The 18,869-nt window shown below is 36.4% G+C and carries 19 protein-coding genes and 1 riboswitch; of the genes, 1 reads left to right on the top strand and 18 read right to left on the bottom strand.

Translation table 11 applies throughout. The annotated features are described in order from the left end of the window. Positions 1 to 470 precede the first annotated feature (470 nt). The 18 genes from MKX78_RS06280 to MKX78_RS06195 all read right to left on the bottom strand — a co-directional run bounded on the left by MKX78_RS06280 (position 471) and on the right by MKX78_RS06195 (position 17,753). Positions 471 to 1,982 (bottom strand): succinate CoA transferase, encoded by a 1,512-nt coding sequence (locus tag MKX78_RS06280; protein WP_095370142.1) that lies wholly within the window; start codon positions 1,980 to 1,982, stop codon positions 471 to 473. A gap of 190 nt (positions 1,983 to 2,172) precedes the next feature. Next, positions 2,173 to 2,817, bottom strand: a complete 645-nt coding sequence (locus MKX78_RS06275; protein ID WP_095370143.1) for a LytTR family DNA-binding domain-containing protein — start codon at positions 2,815 to 2,817, stop codon at positions 2,173 to 2,175. A gap of 108 nt (positions 2,818 to 2,925) precedes the next feature. Further along, complete coding sequence (locus tag MKX78_RS06270; protein ID WP_445662659.1) at positions 2,926 to 4,245, bottom strand: uracil/xanthine transporter; 1,320 nt, start codon at positions 4,243 to 4,245, stop codon at positions 2,926 to 2,928. A 205-nt stretch (positions 4,246 to 4,450) separates the two neighbouring features. After that, positions 4,451 to 5,668 carry an acyl-CoA dehydrogenase family protein gene (locus MKX78_RS06265; RefSeq protein WP_341050270.1) on the bottom strand — a complete coding sequence of 406 codons (1,218 nt, stop codon included), beginning with the start codon at positions 5,666 to 5,668 and terminating at the stop codon, positions 4,451 to 4,453. 110 nt (positions 5,669 to 5,778) lie between these two features. After that, entirely contained in the window at positions 5,779 to 6,444 is a 666-nt protein-coding gene (locus MKX78_RS06260) for a methionine ABC transporter permease (RefSeq protein ID WP_095370145.1), read from the bottom strand. Further along, on the bottom strand, positions 6,434 to 7,447 hold the full coding sequence (locus MKX78_RS06255) for a methionine ABC transporter ATP-binding protein (protein WP_095370146.1): 1,014 nt from the start codon (positions 7,445 to 7,447) through the stop codon (positions 6,434 to 6,436). Before MKX78_RS06255 ends, MKX78_RS06260 begins: the two co-directional genes overlap by 11 nt. Before the next feature lie 83 nt (positions 7,448 to 7,530). After that, a riboswitch (SAM riboswitch) is annotated at positions 7,531 to 7,637 on the bottom strand. A 92-nt stretch (positions 7,638 to 7,729) separates the two neighbouring features. Further along, on the bottom strand, positions 7,730 to 9,517 hold the full coding sequence (locus tag MKX78_RS06250; protein WP_341050267.1) for a CotH kinase family protein: 1,788 nt from the start codon (positions 9,515 to 9,517) through the stop codon (positions 7,730 to 7,732). 19 nt (positions 9,518 to 9,536) lie between these two features. Beyond that, entirely contained in the window at positions 9,537 to 10,220 is a 684-nt protein-coding gene (locus MKX78_RS06245) for a DUF4956 domain-containing protein (RefSeq protein WP_095370148.1), read from the bottom strand. Between the two features lie 21 nt (positions 10,221 to 10,241). Continuing rightward, entirely contained in the window at positions 10,242 to 10,922 is a 681-nt protein-coding gene (locus tag MKX78_RS06240) for a polyphosphate polymerase domain-containing protein (protein WP_307317599.1), read from the bottom strand. A gap of 15 nt (positions 10,923 to 10,937) precedes the next feature. After that, on the bottom strand, positions 10,938 to 11,804 hold the full coding sequence (locus tag MKX78_RS06235) for a peptidylprolyl isomerase (RefSeq protein ID WP_341050265.1): 867 nt from the start codon (positions 11,802 to 11,804) through the stop codon (positions 10,938 to 10,940). Further along, positions 11,791 to 13,029, bottom strand: coding sequence for a S1C family serine protease (locus MKX78_RS06230; RefSeq protein WP_341050263.1), 1,239 nt, complete (start codon positions 13,027 to 13,029; stop codon positions 11,791 to 11,793). The genes MKX78_RS06235 and MKX78_RS06230 overlap by 14 nt, the downstream gene beginning before the upstream one ends. Positions 13,030 to 13,148: 119 nt before the next feature. Continuing rightward, positions 13,149 to 13,442, bottom strand: a complete 294-nt coding sequence (locus tag MKX78_RS06225; RefSeq protein WP_095370151.1) for a spore coat protein — start codon at positions 13,440 to 13,442, stop codon at positions 13,149 to 13,151. A 20-nt stretch (positions 13,443 to 13,462) separates the two neighbouring features. Then, positions 13,463 to 13,666: a hypothetical protein gene (locus tag MKX78_RS06220; protein ID WP_095370152.1), complete on the bottom strand. Its 204-nt coding sequence runs from the start codon at positions 13,664 to 13,666 to the stop codon at positions 13,463 to 13,465. A 50-nt stretch (positions 13,667 to 13,716) separates the two neighbouring features. Continuing rightward, positions 13,717 to 14,184: a hypothetical protein gene (locus tag MKX78_RS06215; protein ID WP_341050261.1), complete on the bottom strand. Its 468-nt coding sequence runs from the start codon at positions 14,182 to 14,184 to the stop codon at positions 13,717 to 13,719. An 87-nt stretch (positions 14,185 to 14,271) separates the two neighbouring features. Further along, the gene (locus MKX78_RS06210; protein ID WP_341050259.1) at positions 14,272 to 14,682 is read right to left on the bottom strand and encodes a hypothetical protein; all 411 of its coding nucleotides are present in this window, start codon (positions 14,680 to 14,682) and stop codon (positions 14,272 to 14,274) included. 113 nt (positions 14,683 to 14,795) lie between these two features. Beyond that, complete coding sequence (locus MKX78_RS06205) at positions 14,796 to 15,641, bottom strand: class I SAM-dependent methyltransferase (RefSeq protein WP_233435291.1); 846 nt, start codon at positions 15,639 to 15,641, stop codon at positions 14,796 to 14,798. Positions 15,642 to 15,646: 5 nt separating this feature from the next. Further along, positions 15,647 to 17,089, bottom strand: coding sequence for a sensor histidine kinase (locus MKX78_RS06200; protein ID WP_095370155.1), 1,443 nt, complete (start codon positions 17,087 to 17,089; stop codon positions 15,647 to 15,649). Continuing rightward, on the bottom strand, positions 17,082 to 17,753 hold the full coding sequence (locus MKX78_RS06195) for a response regulator transcription factor (protein ID WP_095373506.1): 672 nt from the start codon (positions 17,751 to 17,753) through the stop codon (positions 17,082 to 17,084). The genes MKX78_RS06200 and MKX78_RS06195 overlap by 8 nt, the downstream gene beginning before the upstream one ends. Positions 17,754 to 17,914: 161 nt before the next feature. Here MKX78_RS06195 and MKX78_RS06190 point away from each other — a divergent pair, with 161 nt between their 5' ends. Further along, entirely contained in the window at positions 17,915 to 18,847 is a 933-nt protein-coding gene (locus tag MKX78_RS06190; RefSeq protein WP_251162923.1) for an aldo/keto reductase, read from the top strand. The last annotated feature ends 22 nt before the right edge of the window (positions 18,848 to 18,869 follow it).

The raw sequence follows: 18,869 nt of genomic DNA, 5'->3' as shown, positions 1-18,869 counted from the left end.
AACCAAATTTTTGCCCGGGCCCGCTTTTTTGACTCGTTTTCGCTTGAATCCAATCAAATTTCGCCGTGGACTCGCTTTTTTGACTCATTTCCGCTTGAATCCAACCAAATTTTTACCCGGGCTCCCTTTTTTGACTCGTTTCTGCTTGAATCCAATCAAATTTTTGCCCGGGCTCCCTTTTTTGACTCGTTTCCGCTTGAATCCAATCAAATTTTTGCCCGGGCTCCCTTTTTTGACTCGTTTCTGCTTGAATCCAATCAAATTTTTGCCTGGGCTCCCTTTTTTGACTCGTTTCTGCTTGAATTCAATCAAATTTTTGCCTGGGCTCCCTTTTTTGACTCGTTTCCGACTCAGTCTCTTTCCTTTCCAGTATATATAGACAAAGACGATAGTGAGACACGACAAAAAGTAACCTGAGTATTAACTTAGGTTACTTTTCTAACTCGTATTTTATAATTTATATTTGTTCCTTAAACATCCACTTTCTCTGAAGCTAACATTGTGCCATTTTCCACATAGTTTAAATGCCAAGAAAAAGCTTTCGCTAGAATATGTGGGGTTTGGCCACCTGCTGATAATGCTTCATAATAATAATCTCTAAGTTGATCCTTGTATAACGGATGCGCACAATTTTCAATGATTAGCTCAACTCGTTCACGAGGAGCCAATCCTCTTAAATCTGCGTAGCCTTGTTCTGTGACAATTACGTCAACATCATGTTCTGTATGATCAATATGTGAAGCAAAAGGTACAATACTTGAAACTTTTCCATCTTTAGCAATTGATTTTGTCACGAATATAGCTAACCTTGCATTTCTTGCAAAATCCCCTGATCCGCCAATACCATTCATCATCTTAGTTCCTTGAACATGAGTAGAATTCACATTGCCATAGATATCTAGTTCTAATGCAGTATTGATAGAGATTAATCCTAAGCGGCGAATTAATTCCGGATGATTAGTGATCTCTTGTGGTCTTAACAATAACTTATCGCGATATTGATCGAAATGTGCAAACACTTCTTGCATCTTTTCTTCTGAAAGTGTAATGGAACAGCCTGACGCAAACTTTACTTTCCCAGCATCAATTAAATCAAATACTGCATCTTGAAGTACTTCTGAATACACCTCTAAGTCTGTGAATTCAGAGTCAATCATGCCATGTAATACAGCATTTGCTACCGAACCAATGCCTGATTGTAATGGGGCAAGTTTTTCATCTAATCTCCCTGCTGCAATTTCATTGCGAAGAAAGTTGGTTAAATGTTGTGCCATAATAACTGTTTCCTCATCTGGCTGAACAATAGTTGAAGGTGAATCGCCTTGTTCAGTAAACACAATCGCTTTAATTTTCTCCGGATTCACTTTAATACCTATCTCACCAATACGATCGGCTACATTTGTAATTGGAATTGGACCACGCTCACCTTGTTTATCTGGACTATAAATATCATGTAACCCTTTTAGTGATGGTAATTGGGCCATATTAATTTCAACAATTACACTATGGGCATGTTCTGCAAAAGACAGTGAGTTACCAACTGATGTTGTAGGTACAATTGTTCCGTCATCTTCAATCGAAACCGCTTCCAAAATAGCTACATCCACATGTAATACCCCTGAACGGATAAGTTCTGCTGTGTGAGATAAATGTTGATCAACAAATAAGAAGTCCCCTTTATTAATGCCTTTTCTCATTGTTGAGTCCGCTTGAAATGGTAATCTCTTATTTAAAATACCGGCTTCTGCAAACAACTTATCAACATCCGAACCAAGAGATGCGCCTGTATACACATTGACTTTAAAATCTTCAGTTTTTGCTCTTTCTGCTAATGCGACAGGAACCGCTTTCACATCTCCCGCACGAGTAAATCCACTTAACCCCAATGTCATGCCATCTTTAATCATTTCTGCAGCCCCTTCTGCAGTCATGATATTGTTCTGAAGTGTCTGAATTTTAACTCTCCCAAGTTTATTATCCATATTCCCATCCCTCTTTCTGTAAAGAATACTTAATAACTATTTTACTAATAAATCAGAATGGGATTATTTTTTTAGTATAATTAATGAAAAATTTTGATAAAACAGCAAAATCTGCCGATAAGCCAGCAGATTTTTTCAGATAATCAGAAAATATTGAGTTAAATGTTATTCATCCATTTATGCCTTTGATTTAGAAGCCGAGCAACTTACGAAAATAACTAGAATAGGATTGACTAACAGGCACTTTTGCACCATTTCTCATTAATAATAAAAAAGTAGAATGAGAGTCAGGAAATATCTCTTGTATTTGATTAACATTCACCAAAAATGACCTGTGACAGCGAATAAAGTTTTCCTTTGGTAAAATATACTCAAACTCCTGTAGCGTATTTTTATGCGTACCAGAAGAGTAAATAGCATGAACATGTGTTTTACGATCTTTGGCTTCCAAGAAATATACTTCATTAAATGGAACAGGTACCCAACCATCACTTGTCTTTAATGTAACGACAGATTTCCCCTCTGTCAATGTTGGAAAAATAGCAGTCACACACCCTTCAATTTTTCCATTATTTTTAAATGGAACAGCCATCCCGTGATAAGGTACACCAAATACATCCCTATTAATAAACTCTGACACCTTTTGTTCAGCCTTAAGCGCTTTGTCAGCAATACTTCCTTCTTTTACAATATCCCCTGGCCGAATTTTCAAGTCAACACGTTTACTTGGACGATAGTAAATATACTCTGTTGTATTTGAAACTACAATTGACACTTCATCTGAAAATAACTCCCCAATTACATCTAGCAATGAACTCAGTGTAATTCCTTCCATCACAAAATCCCCTTTTTTGATTCGCTACTATTCTATCTTACGTGTTTTATTTTCATTTGCCTAGTTAAGAAACGTGCAAGAATACGCCTTATACCAAAGAAGGAAACATCAACTTGCTTTTCCTCTTTTAATAGGTTGATCTTCGTATTTAAGCCAGTTCACTGCTTTTTCTAATATAATTGAGATAATAACACCCATTATTAACCCATTTGCTAAAAATGGTTGAATGAGTACGGGTAATTCCGAAAAGATAGCAGGTGAAATATTCATAATACTAATACCAATTAATACAGGTGCTGCTAACCTAAATATCGTATTGGAATTAAACGTCTTTCCATTTAAACTACTGAATGCAGTACCAAATAATTGCATATAGGCAACAAACAAGACTGCGTTTCCAACTGTAACAGGCAACATTGAAAGAAATGAGCCTAAAATTGGAACAATACCAATGATCGTAAGTAAAGCACCACCGATAAAGAATGGCTTTCTTTCATAAATTCTCGTACTTTGCAAGAAACCAATCGTTGATGTAAATGGTGTATAGGGAACAAGTCCGAAACCAGATCCAATAATGGTAGAAATTGAAGTAATCAGCATTGAGCCTTTAAACTCTTTTTTTGCTGCTCTCCTTTGTAGAAGTTTTTCTGCAGCGTTAATAGAAGCAAATGTATTACTTAAGTTTAATAATACGGCAACAAAAGTGACTACGACAATTCCCATTTCAAGATTAGGAGCCCCTAACGGAAAAAGTTGGAAAGGCGCCGATGTTGTCATACCCGCCCCATCATTACCAAACAATAGGACATAACCAAGCCAGCCCCCTAAAAGGCCAATTAAGATAGAAAAATTGCTAATAAGTTGATTACCCTTCATTTTTAATGTAGCGACAATCAGCGCGAGTACTACAGAATAAAGACTTATACCTATATCAATGACGCCAGCCGAGGTCATCTTTAACATACCCTCAAAAAAGATAAACATTAATTGAAAAGTAAGCAAAAACAAATATACAGTCATTACCATCGGACTAAAGATGGCTTGCAATAATGAAAAACCACCACAAGCAATCAGCAAAATGGTCACTAGACTAGCTAAAACAATACCAGTAACAATCCCACCACCAATACGTTCTAATCCAATATTAAGCGCTTGTGCTGAAAGCCCAAGATTAAGGATAATTCCCCATAATAACCCTGAATGCCCTTCCATAATCGGGAAACGATGACCTTTCCATCCTTGTAGTATACAAGTAATACCTGTAAGTATGAGTGATGCTCTAATCATCATTGCCATCGTTTCACTAGATAGCTCAAATACATTGGCAATGGAAATCGGAATGACAACAGTATTGGCAAAAATAAAAAAGACCCATTGTACGGAAGAAACCATTGTCATTGATGAAATAAACTTTTTCAATCTGTACACCACTTTCTACGTTTTTCATTTTCACATCTACTAGTATAATTCATTTTCAAAAGGAAAGAAGCCTTTAAAAAAAGAATTATGAAAAACGAAATATTTTGAAGCCCATATACGATGAAAATGATAAAAATTGGAGCTAATCTATATGCCTATACAAATAATAACCCTCTCCAAATATGAAGAGGGGCATGTGATTTAAATAGTTTTATTAATCATTGTTATTTTGAAATGATAATGCTTTTTTTGCTAAATTTGTGATTACTACATCATCCATAGGCGGATTATGGAGCGCAGCTCGCACATCACGGTAATAACGTTGCAAAGGATTTCTTTGTTGCAAGCTTTGTGCACCAACTATTCTCATTGCCCAATCGACCACTTTATTAGCACTGTTAGAGACAAGATGTTTGATGGCTCCAAGTTCTGCTCCTAATTCTCCTCGTTTATTCGGTTCATTATCCCAACGATCCGCTATAGAATAGAGTGCTGTTCGCGCTTTTAGTAGCTCGAGTTCCATTTCCCCAATTTTACGTTGCACTTCTGGTACTTCACTGATTGGACCAGGCAGGCTATTAGGTTGATATTCAGAAGCAAAAATAATGGCATAGTTCCGAGCTGCAATAGCAACGCCAATAAAACAAGCAGCTGAATGTAGTAACCATGCATTAGGAATCGCATAAAAATGAACACCTTCTAATTCGACTAATGCTGTTTCTTCTACAATTACATTCTCTAACACGAGATCGTCACTACGCGTGCCCCGCATCCCTAGCATATTCCAATTTGATTCCACTTTTAAACCAGGGTTCTCATGAGGTACAAGGAATATACCAATTTCTCCTGAAGCTTCTATCGTTGCTGTAATAAGAGAAAAATCTAACCCTGGTGCCATCGAAGCAAAAGATTTTCTTCCATTCAAGATCCATTGTGTTCCTTTTTTCACCGCAGTAGTCGCTGGTAGTCCACCACGGGTTGGACTGCCAGTTGCTACCTCAGTTGCACAGCGGTTAATCAATTTATTATCTTTGATAACCATTTCACATAACTTGGCAAACTGTTCTTCCTTCCATTTCCGTTTAACCCTTAAATCATAGATAACACCTAAGTGCCAACCAATACATAAAGCCGTAGACGCATCACCTTGGGCAATCCTTTCTTGTATTAAGAAATATTCATATAAGGAAATCTCTTTACCACCATATTCTTTCGGAATCGTTAAACTTAAGTAATTTGATTGTTTTAATTCTTCAAAATTTTCAAAAGGGAATTCTGCATTTTCATCAATCTTTTGCGCCCTCTTACTAAATCCTTCTGCTAATATCGTAGCTTTATGAAATAATTCTTCTTGTTGATCCGTCTTAATAAATGGTCGAGCGAGTTGTTCAGCTAAATACGCTTCCTTAGATGAAGCTGTTATCGTGCTCATAGAATCCTTCCTCCCCGTCTGTTTCCATCTTCTCTTTAATACTCAATCATTAGGATAAATAGATATAGTAAAGGCTCCATCCCCTTTACTATATCTATCGTTTGAATTTATTATCTCTTATCTACATATTTAGTTAATTTATCCCCACCAATTTGAATGATTTGCACCAATACAACGAGGACAATTACTGTCGTAATCATAATGACATTATCATAGCGATAGTAACCGAAACGTATCGCTAAATCACCAATACCACCGCCGCCAATAATACCTGCCATTGCTGAATAACCAATTAAACTAATAGTCGTAATCGTTAAACCTTGAACAATTCCAGGTTTCGCTTCTGGGACAAGAATTTCCTTAATTATCATCCAAGGGGAAGCGCCTACTGCTACTGCAGATTCAATGACTCCTTTATCTATTTCTCTTAAGGATGTTTCTACCAATCTTGCAAAAAACGGAATCGCTGCTACAGATAATGAAACAGAAGCCGCTGTAGGACCAATAGTTGAACCTGCAATTAATTTTGTTAACGGCAATAGAGCTACTAACAAAATAATATAAGGAATAGAGCGGATCAAATTGACAATCCAACCGGTAACAGCATTTACAAATCTATTCTTTAAGAACAATCCTTCGTCTGTAACGAATAATAAGATACCTAGTGGAAGACCTAGTATAAGTGCCGCAACTAAAGAAATGGCGACCATATAAATTGTTTGTAATACAGCTGTATTTAGTTCAGGAAGTAACGCCTGAATGGACTCAAGCAACATGTTCAACTACCTCCAAATTCTGTGTTCTTTCTTGAATATATTGTATAGCTCTTTCTATTTCAGGTATTTCGCCAGTCAACTCCATAATAAAAATACCAAGAGGTACTTCTTGAATATATTCAATCTTGCCGTGAAGAATATTTCCTTTTACTTTGAATGTTTGGAACAGTTCAGAAACAACAGATTCTTCTGCTATTGCACCTTTAAATTGAATCTTAATGATTGTTCCCTTCCTGTTTTCAATCAATTGTTGTGGTAAGTCAAATTGAAGAACACTCTGAATGAAATCCTTTGTAAGTGGTTCAATTGGATTCGCAAATATATCATACACCGGTCCCTCTTCTATGACCTTTCCATCTTGCATAACAGCTAACCTATGACAAATCTCTTTGACTACTTCCATCTCATGAGTGATAAGTACGATGGTTAATCCTAGCTTTTTATTAATTGATTTTAATAAGTTCAGGATTGATTTTGTTGTTTTAGGGTCTAGAGCTGACGTGGCTTCATCGCAAAGTAAAACCTTTGGATCATTAGCGAGTGCTCTGGCTATTCCTACCCTTTGCTTTTGACCACCACTTAATTGTGTGGGATACTGATGAATTTTATCTGCTAAACCCACTAATTCTAATAGTTCTTTCACCCTGATATCTATTTCTTTCGGGCTTTTACCTGCCGCTTTTAAAGCAAAGGCAATATTCTCATACACTGTCTTCGAACTCGCTAAATAAAAATGCTGAAAAATCATACCTATCTTCTGCCTTGCTTTTCTTAATTCTTTACTTGTTAAAGATGTTAAATCAACGCCATCAATTTTCACTTCACCAGATGTCGGTCTCTCCAATAAATTTAGACAGCGTAATAAAGAACTTTTCCCTGCTCCACTATAGCCAATAATCCCGTATATTTCCCCTTCTTTAATAGAAAGGGATACATTGTCAACCCCTATTACTTGCTTCTTTTTGCTTTTATAAATTTTCACTAAATGATTGACTTCAATCATTTACCTCACCCTCCCTAAATCCTCTACAACATAAAATGAGCCTCTTTCACTTTGAAAGAGGCTCAACAAATGATTGTTATTAAACCTTATCTTTCAGAATGAAATCATTCTGCAGGATTTAGCACCTTCCCTTTAAAAGGAGGTTGCCGGACATCTTCGGGCCTGGTCCCTCAGTCTCTCTCGATAAGAATCATATTAAATTTAATGTGTTGCTTTGATAAAGGAAATTTTATCGGGTATTGAATTAATTGTCAATAGTATTTTGATTATTTATGCATTTACTTATCTTCCTCTTCGTTTAAACAAGAAGATAAAAAAAATTGTTCCTAATAAAGCTGTGATTAGACCCACATACAAGATGATTGCTGACGTTTTGAACTTTACTGTACTAGGTTGCTCTTCTTGTCCACGTCCCTCACCACCAGGCATACCTTCAAACCCTTCTGGTGTCTCAAAATCTCCTTCCTGCGGAAAGTCTCCATTGCCTTGCGGACGTTCAGGCATTTCACCATCAATGTTTCCTTCATTACCGTTTGGCGGTTGGAATACTTCTCCTCTTTCTTGACCTTCCTGGTCATCACCACCTGCTCGGCTAGGGAACATGTTATTGACTTCAGAAGCTTGTGATTCTACTTCTAATTCACCTGAAAGCTGAGCAAGTATCGATTCTGATCTCGCCTCAGCAAATGCTGGTAAACTCTCATCACCTTGCACTGCTTGTAGAAATTCTTCTGTTGTATAAAACTTGGTAGGATCCTGTTCTACATAAGGAAGAATCAATGTACTAATTTGTGTAGTTGTATTTTGGTAAGACTCTTTTGTCATATATTCTTCTGCAATCTTTTCAAGGTATGCTTCATATTGCTTTTTAAATTCATCATTTGCCAATAAAGCATTAAGTAAAGGCCTCTCATCTAAAGAAGTACCAGCTACAGGTTCTGAAATACTGAAATTAATCGTATCTTCACTCATTAAATTACTATTTCCCATGCCACCATCGAAGTTCCCCATTTCAGCTTGGTGAACTTGACCTTGTTCATCCTCACCTTGCCCACCTTCTCCTGGTGCTAGACCTTGTTGTTCCTGATTTTGATTTTTGTTTTGGTTTTCTTCAGCGATTGAAGAATCTCCGTTCATGCGTCCTCCGCCACCCATACCTACTCCAAAGCCGCCAAATGCCATATTATAGTCCCACGGAATGATTGAGAACTTACCATCATTTTCATATAAATAATAGTTGTGCTTCATTTGCCCTTGGTAACTATCCATGCTAACGACAGCCGTATTTACTGCAAAATATCGTAATACTTGATCCACATCTAAAGTTTTTTCTAAATTGCCACCATTATTGATACTATCTAACATATCTATTAACGCTTGTTCATCTTGCTCCTCTGATTTCAAGTTTAAACCTGAGTAATCATCAATATCATCACTTACCCATTTCAAGTCACTATTTGTACCATCTGGCTTGTACAATGATCCATATGGATTTTCAAAATATCTTCCAAGCATCACTTCGTCTACTTGTTCAACACCTAAATATAATCCCCATTCCTGACCATTAATGGTCACATACATATAAGAATAAGCAGGTGTGGGTAATCCCATATTCTCCATTAATTGATACGATAAATATTCTCGCATTTGCGTAGCATCACTAAATTGGTTATTTAGATTCAACTTTTTCAATCCATATAAAGTTTGATCGGTATAGTAATCAAAGTCTATTTTGAAGCTATAACGATCAGAATCTTCCATTCTAGCAACGGAAGAAAGGGAAGAATTCCCCTTTGTCCGAACAGCTACTTGGTTCAATTTAGTTCCATTTATCGTCACATTTGCCATCTTATATTCTTCTTCCGTCGGATTCTCTAGTATATCTTCCCAATCATCTTCTGCTAGGGTTAACTCAACTTGAGTCACTTTATTTTTATTGAATACTTTTGAAACATAAGAGTGATCAACTACTTCCCCTTTTGGAAGTAAATGAGGTAGAAAGAATAGAATACCAACAAATAAAACAGCCAACATTAGAAAAACGAGAACGACATATTTGCGTTTAATCATATTCCTTTCTCCTGTTCATTTACGCTGTAAAATTACCGTCATAGCTTAACATTACAGCCGACTCTACCCCGCTAAGGTTCGTTACATTATTCACCACTTGAGATTGCTCTTTTTTCATTCTTACTTCATAAGTAATTTCTACTTGATTACCATTCATGATAGATTTGGATTTCATCATATGTTTATTAGTGACCTTTGATAATAGCGATTCTAGTTGAGATTCCACATCTTCACCCCCATATTTTACAATGAGTAAGTAAGGGTTCTGAATCGTAATTTTGTTAACGAACAATACAAGTACGAGACCGATCATTAAACTGCCAATAATCACTAATGGAATAAAGCCTGCTCCGCAAAGAATACCGGCAACAATCGCCCAAAAAAGATAAACAAGATCCATAGGGTCTTTAATTGGTGTACGAAAACGAACAATGGATAAAGCACCAACCATACCTAGTGATAACAGGACATTCGAGGAAATTCCCATAATAATTAATGCTGTAGCCATGGTCATTATAATGAGGGATATATTAAAAGTATGTGAATAAATCACACCAGAAAATGTCTTCTTATATACTGCATAAATAAAAAGTCCAATTGCAAAAGCCATGAATAAACCTATTAGGGAATCTATAATTGAAAAACTCTCTGTCTTTTCTAAAAAGCTTGATTTAAATACATCTGAAAAATTCACACTTTCCATTTTGCTTTTCTCCTATTCTCTCTATAATCCATACATTCTACTTAATTGATATTTAGAATACGTGCCCTTCCTGCGATCTAGCATTTGCAGAAGCATTTTAATGACATCGGGAATGTATTCATCATACTTTACTTCAAGTATCATCAATTGATGATCAAGGGATGGTACCATAGGCATTGTCGTATTTAAAAAGTCGGGATTCCTTAAGCTTGTACGAATATTGCTATCAAAAGTGAGACGTACATTACCATATGGGTAGATATAAACATCCCTCTCATAATCGACAACCGTTACTGGCTTCAATTGATAACGAATCATGTTATGGAAAAGCTCCCTCATTAATGGTCTGGAATCATTCTCCATCCATAAAATGTCGCTAGCTCTAATAAGCTCATATTCCTCAGCTGTCATCCGACATTTTTCTTTATAGGTCAGATTATTCTTCTTACTTTTCTTTTCTAGATTAATTGTGTCAAAATCATTATTATATGTGCGAACCCTATATTTTGCCCGGTTCATATAGCCTTCTTTTTTTTCTATTAGTGCTTTGTTTTCAAAGTTATCAAAGTATACGCTACGAACATTATATCCCCCTCTCCCATTTGAATGGGGGTCCGCATTCATAAAGGAACTTAAGCGTTTTTTAAGTATAACCCCATCCATTTTTGAGATTTCATGTTTGAGCTCTTTCCTTCCTTTCAAAATCGTTCACCTCCTTTAAATATACGTTTTAATCTCGTATTCTTCGTATTTCTCATTTAGCCATTCCGTATATTCAGTAGAAAGCTTAGACTCTATTAACATCTCTTTTATTTCTTCTTTCGCATCTTCGTAATTGGCTTCTTTCGCTTCTTTATGATCTGTTACTTTAATAATGTGATAACCATAATCTGTTTTAACTGGATCACTCACTTCGTCCACTTCCATAGAAAAAGCCACTTCTTCAAATGCTTCTACCATTTCACCTTCACCAAAATACCCCAATTCACCGCCATTATCTTTATTTGAATCATCGGTTGAATAAGAAGCTGCTAATTCTGAGAAATCGTCACCATCATCGAGTTTTTGTTTTACTTCTTTGGCAGTATCCTCATCTTCTACTAGGATATGACTTGCTTCTATCTCTTCTGCCTGAGAAAAACTTTCTTTATTTTCTTCAAAGTATGTTTCCATCTCATCATCAGTAATTTCTATTCCTGGTGTGATCAATTTCTTTGAACCTAAGTAGATTTCGATATTATGTTCTATAGAGTCATAGGATACCCCGTTTTCATCTAACACTTCTTTAAATGCCTCTTCTCCCCCATATTGCTCCATATAGGCATCCATTTCTTCAGCCACTTCTTCTTCAGTTACAGTTACCTTCTCCTTATCCATTTCTTGAAGAACAATTTGATCAGATATTAATGTATCTAGAACAGAAGTGCCATATTGAGACATTAACGCTTCATTCAAATCATCTTTGCTTATATTTTCTCCATTGACTGTCGCTGCTTTTGAATGGCTATTGTATAAAACAACAGCAACTATGACAGCAGCAACAAACATACAACCAGTGGCAATCAATAATTTATTCTTTTTCAACTTGCTTTTCCCCATTTCCTTGTAACGTTACTTCTACTGTTTTCTTTTCACCATCACGATAAAAGTATATTTTAACCTTATCGCCAATTGAAAAGTCTTTATAAAGAGATTCTCTTAAGTCATTAGCGGCTGTAATAGTTTGATCACCAATTGAAACTAAAATATCCTCAGCTTGCAACCCCGCCGTTTCTGCTGTCGAACCTTCCTCAACTTGGGTAATAATGGCACCTTCTTCTACATTTTTTGGTAATTGTTCTTGATAAAACTGCGGTACTTGATTTAAGTCCATCAAACCAACACCTAGATAAGGTCGAATGATTTTACCATCCTTCATTAACTGATCAATAATGTTCTCGACATCGTTACTTGGAATGGCAAAGCCTAACCCTTCTACGCCACTATCAGCTATTTTCAAACTATTAATACCAACCAAATTCCCATTTGAGTCAATAAGTGCTCCACCACTATTTCCAGGATTTATTGCTGCATCTGTTTGTATGACATTTAAATCCCATTCTCCGGCTGAGGTAGAGACTTCAATCGATCGATCCACTGCACTTACAATTCCTTGAGTTACTGTTCTGGATAAATCTAAGCCTAGTGGATTGCCTATTGCTAACACTTGATCTCCTGCACGAAGGTTTGAAGAATCAGTAAAAGAAAGGACTTCAGCGTCTACTTTTTCATTCACTTTTAACACGGCAATATCTGTTAATGAATCTGTTCCAACAAGTTCAGCTTGAAGCTTTTCACCATTATGCAGAGAAACCTGAATATTAGACGCTCCTTCAATGACGTGATTGTTTGTCACAATATACGTTTCATTGTCTGTTTGCTTGAAAATAACACCAGAGCCAGTACCACTTTCAACTGCTTCCCCACTTTGGGTGTTGCCTGTAGAATGACTAAAAGGGTTTGCTTGCTGCTCTTGCATGTTGACAACGCCTACGATTGCTTTAGAGGCTTTTTCTACTATATCTGCAATCGACCCATCACTCGTAGTTGATACCGTTTCAGCATTAACTTTGGAAACATTAGTTTCTGCTTGCTCCTGTACAACCTCCGTAGACTGTTTTGCTTCATTTGGAAAATAATTGATTGCTCCTAAAGTTAGGGCTGAGCCCATTACTCCACTTGCTACTGTCATTGTTACACTTTTAAACCAAGTATTTTTTCGCTTCGATTGATACTCGCGATTATCTTCAAAATGATTGAATTCATTCATTAAAAATCCCTTCTTTCATTTGATTTTGCTTGCCTTGTTTTATAATTTAATCAGTGAATGTGTCAGGCATATGTCAAAATAATTTTTTATGTAAAAAAAGAAATAAAAACCTCCGAATATTATTCGGAGGGAGATGGGTTTAAATTATTTTGCATAAAGTTTTGTACATTTTCGATTTCTTCTACTGTAGCGAGTTGCGTTTCATACCATCCCTTCTTTTCCATTAATTGAAAGATTTCCTTTTGGGCTTCTGCACTTGTTTTTAAGCACCCTTCATAAATATCTCTCAATTCATCATGAGTTGTTTCCATTAATGTGTGGCTAATAGCGGGAACTCTTCCTTTTGCTAATTCTAAACATAATTGCAACATTTCTCGTTCTGTTAATCCACGACCATTGATATTATTCGGCAATGAAACCACCTCCAATAAAATTAATGTAATTTCCTCGCTCGGTTGAAATAGGTTGATAATTCTGCAATCCTTAGCTGATGTTCCTCTGCTAATTTTTCCAATGACATCCTTACTTCTTCGTCCTCACAAAGAGAAGCACACCAGTTAAACGTCTTCGCTGTTATTTCCTCCGCCCGAATTTCATCTTCAATTGCCGACAATTCTTTCGTCGTTAACTGATACATTACGCCACCTCCCATACTCCTTTTTGTTAGTATGAAACATAAATGTATGTTTATTCCATAAGACGGTTATTTCTTTTATCTCTGCGGTTGGTTCCACCTTGGGTTAATTCTCGTTTTCTGTTTGTTAACGTACTCTCTAACACCTTTTGCGAAGCGTTCATTTGCGCTTTTCCTTCTGAATGACTTGCAAACAGCTTTTGCGAAGCGTTCATTTCTGTTTTTCCTTTTGAATGACTTGCAAATACCTTTTGCGAAGCTTTCGTTTCTGCTTTTCCTTTTGAATGACTTGCAAACAGCTTTTGCGAAGCTTTCATTTCCGCTTTTCCTTTCGAATGACTTGCAAATACCTTTTGCGAAGCTTTCGTTTCTGTTTTTCCTTCTGAATGACTTGCAAATAGCTTTTGCGAAGCGTTCATTTCTGTTTTTCCTTTTGAATGACTTGCTAATACCTTTTGCGAGGCGTTCATTTCCGCTTTTCCTTTTGAATGACTTGCAAATACATTTTGCGAAGCGTTCATTTCCGCTTTTCCTTTTGAATGACTTGCTAATACCTTTTGCGAAGCTTTCGTTTCTGTTTTTCCTTTTGAATGACTTACAAACAGCTTTTACGAAGCGTTCATTTCTGTTTTTCCTTTTGAATGACTTGCAAACAGCTTTTGCGAAGCTTTCGTTTCTGTTTTTCCTTCTGAATGACTTGCAAACAGCTTTTGCGAAGCGTTCATTTCTGTTTTTCCTTTTGAATGACTTGCAAACAGCTTTTGCGAAGCGTTCATTTCCGATTTTCCTTCTGAATGACTTGCTAATACCTTTTGCGAGGCGTTCATTTCCGCTTTTCCTTTTGAATGACTTGCTAATACCTTTTGCGAGGCGTTCATTTCCGATTTTCCTTTTGAATGACTTGCAAACAGCTTTTGCGAAGCGTTCGATTCTGCTTTTCCATCTGAATGACTTGCTAACGTATTATCCTCGGCTTTCAGTTCTATCTCGTTTTGACATAATACTTTTCCAAAGCACACAGCTCAATCGCCGAGTATCCAAGAACGAAAAAACCCGCAAACTTTTAGGTATAATCTGAAATTGCGGGTTAAATGTGAATAGATATCTTATAAAAGTAGGGAACGACATATTTTCATATCGTTGCTATAATAAAATCTTCTCCACCTTGTAGCATCAATTGATCTTTCCGTTCACGAAAATACTTCTCTTTTAAATCAATAGATGATAGATGAGTCACATCTTTTAGGCCTGCCTCTTCAGCTAGTGCTAGCATTTCTGAAGGGGTGAAAAAACTGATAAATGGCGTTCCACCTGCTTTTGCTCCTTTTTCTGCTTCATCCACCTCTTTCCGTTCATCCTGTTTTTTTATGTTTTCAAATGGGAGTAGGAAAGTCAGCGCCAACCTTGAGCCCTTTGCTAACTTACTAAACATTTTCAATGTATCCATAATGGCATCTATAGTTAAATATTGAGTAACCCCTGTTGAAACAACAACGGCAGGCTTCGTAACATCAAAACCATTCTTCTTTAATTGATCTAACCACCCTTGTTTCTCTTCAAAATTTACCGGTACAAATTTTAAACAATCAGGAATGTGGTACCCTGTTTCTTCCAGTCTTTTTTTCTTCCATAACTGTGTATCAACTTGATCGATTTCATAAATGGTCATCTGAGGACATAACTCTTGATGCCTTTGTGCAAAAGTGTCAAGCCCCGCACCAAGAATCACATATTGATCTACCCCTTTTTCAAATTGTTCAACAACTAAATCATCAACAAAACGAGAGCGAGCGACAATTGATGCTCTAAAAGCACTTGTATTTGCTACATCCATATCAGGACGTTTCTGCCAATCAACATTTGGAGAGATAAGTTTTAAACCGATATTATCATGAAAAATATAAGGTTTTTCATCAACAATTAAATGTAATGCTCGCCATAAAGACACTCTTACAGCTGTATGATCAGGTTCTTTCACTTTGGTCAATCCTTCCTAAAACTGTGCTTTTGATAAGGTAATTCGATCATAAATTCAGTACCACACTCAGATGTCTTAACTAAAATTAAATCACCATTCATTGATTGTGCTATCAGTTTACTAAATGGTAAGCCAAGACCTAACCCTCTTACACGAAGCTTCTTTTCTTGTCCACGAAAGAAACGCTCAAAAATGTATGGTACTTCTTCGTCAGGTATTCCCTTTCCACTATCATTAACTTTTATAGAGATATTCTTCGGTCCCGTATCTATTTTAACCTCGATTTTCCCTTTTCCATCCATTGCCTGGAAGGCATTATTAAGTAAATTAATTAGAATTTGTTGTAATCTTATCTGATCAATATGCACAAATAAAGGCGTGCTCGCTTGGTACACAACAAGTTGAAAATCCTCACTTACTTCATGCGTGATTTCCCATTGATAGACTGATTCTTTAATTAATTGATTAATTTCATATTCTTGTAGTTGAACTGGCATCACATTCGTGGCATAAGTGTTAAAGGCTAATAGATCTTCCACCATTTTTTTCATTTTTTCTGTTTCTAATATGGACAGTTTGATAAACTCTTTTGCCTCTTCACCTTCCACCACTCCTTCATGAACAGCCTGCAATAACCCGTCAATTGACGTTACCGGCGTTTTTAATTCATGAGTCACACCTGCTAACAGCTCCGTACGTAATGTTTCTAATTTCTCTAACCGTTTAGACATTTCTTTAAAAGAATGTACAAGCTCATATAATTCCTGTTCTTGGTATGAATCCTTTAAATCAATTTGATAATTCCCCGCTTGAATTTCCCTAGCTGCCTCTGCTACTTCTTGGATAGGTTTAGACAATCTCTTCGACAAGAAGTAAATCGCTGCCCAGCCAATTAATGCCAAACCAATAATCATCATAGCTAATAATCGATATTCTTGGTTTACTTCTGCTAGATTTGCTTTCGATTCTAGCATAACTACCCAGCCTACAGGCGCATCTTGATAAGTAATCGGTACTTTTACAACATAAAAAGCTTCTTTCGTTGCATCATTATTTAATTCTTGAACAGTTTTATCCTCATTTAAAAGAACTTCGGAAAATTGTAACATTCGATCTTGAGGCCGATTGGTTGTTAAAGTATTTCCATACGTATCAACAATTGAAATAAGTGGATCACTTTCCAAATCCATAAAACGTCCTCTATCATTCAAATACCCTGGGACATCTCCTTTTGGAATTGGCTTTCCTTCACTCATTTCTACAAAACGGTCAGCAATTTCTTCCGCCATTAACTCCATAATATTGAGGCGGTTTTCAACTGTGGTATGCCTAATCCATAATACAGAAAAAAAGGCGATAATTAGAAGTCCGACACAAAGTGCAAGTAAATAGCGAGTCGTCCAATATCGAAGTAGAGATTCTCTAGGTTTACTTTGTTGATTAGACACTTAATTGATACCCCAATCCACGTAAAGTCTTGATTTCACCTTCTTCTGAAGACCATGAATGCAATGCTTTTCTAATTCGTTTAATCGCTAAGTCTACCGCTCGATCGCTTCCCTCATATTCCCAACCCCAAACATGTTCAATTAATTGTTCCCTAGTAAATGTTTGATTCGGATGCTCTGCTAAAAAAATGAGCAAAGCAAGATCTCTAGGCGTTAACTCAATGACCACACTATTTAATGTAATTTTATGAGACTTAATATCAATTATCAGACCACCGTACTTCTTGATTTTTTCATCACTTTTACCAGTCCTTCTTAAGACCGCTTGCACTCTAGCTACAACTTCTTCTGCATTAAATGGTTTAGCGATATAATCATCTGCTCCTTCATTTAATCCATTTAATCGATATTGAACGTCCGCTAGAGCGGTTAACATAATAACAGGCGTTTTCATTTGCGCTCTGATTTCCTTTAAAATTGACCATCCATCCCGATCTGGCAACATAACATCCAATAAAACAAGTGATGGATGATATTCATTTAATTTTTGGATTGCTTCAGTTCCATTAAATGCTTGGACAGTTTGAAAGTTTGCCTTTTGTAAATAAACTTTTAATACTTGGCTAATTGGTAATTCATCTTCCACTATTAAAACAGTTCTCATTTCACTCACCATAATCTCCTGACGTATGTTTTACTATTCATTATCGTTCTGCTTCATGTCAAGTAGATGTCAACTTAAAAGAAAGAATGACAAACGCATTTCTTTGTTATCTTAACATTATTTGTTATGATCAGATTAACTTAAAAGAAGGAGTGAAGTAAATGAAGTCGAAACAACAATTAGGTAAATCTGGACTTTTTGTTAATCCTATTGGTCTTGGAACAAATGCAGTGGGTGGACATAATTTATACTCCAACCTTGATGAAGCACAAGGAAAAAAACTGGTTCATGAAGCATTGAATAATGGCGTGAACCTTCTTGACACAGCCTTTATTTACGGGCCTGAGCGGTCAGAGGAACTCATTGGGGAGGTTTTACAAGAAAGAGGCAAACGTGAAGAAGCAGTCATTGCGACCAAGGGCGCTCATAAATTCGTTAAAGAAGATGTGGTGATGGATAACAGTCCCAGTTTCTTAAAACAATCTGTAGACGATAGCTTACGTAGACTCCAAACTGACTATATTGACCTTTATTACATTCATTTTCCTGATGAATCAACACCAAAAGACGAAGCAGTTGGAGCGTTGAAAGAACTGAAAGACGCGGGAAAAATAAGAGCTATTGGCGTATCTAATTTTTCTATTGATCAATTAAAAGAAGCCAATAAAGATGGTTATGTAGATGTATACCAAGGGGAATACAATTTATTACAGAGAAACGCTGAGGCAGACTTACTTCCTTATACAAAAGAAAACAATATTTCATTCATACCTTATTTTCCACTAGCATCTGGCTTATTAGCAGGGAAATACGATAAAAATACAACATTCAGTGACTTGCGTGCTAACTCCCCACATTTTCAAAAAGAGGTTTTTGAAGATAACTTAGCAAAAGTAGATGAATTACGAGGTATTGCCCAAGCGAAAAATGTGGAAGTCGCCCATATAGTTTTAGCCTGGTATTTAACAAAAGACAGCATCGACGCCATTATCCCAGGGGCTAAAAGAGCCGAGCAAGTGTTGAATAATTTAAAAACATTAGAAGTGCAACTTTCCGGAGAAGAAATAGAGCAAATCTCTACCATCTTTAAATAAGACAAGCCGGTTCAAAAAATAG

It is taken from the genome of Cytobacillus sp. FSL R5-0569 (assembly GCF_038007265.1).
Taxonomy (GTDB): domain Bacteria; phylum Bacillota; class Bacilli; order Bacillales; family Cytobacillaceae; genus Cytobacillus; species Cytobacillus kochii.
Note: the sequence above shows the minus strand (reverse complement) of the source record. Positions and strands in the feature narration are given on the sequence as shown.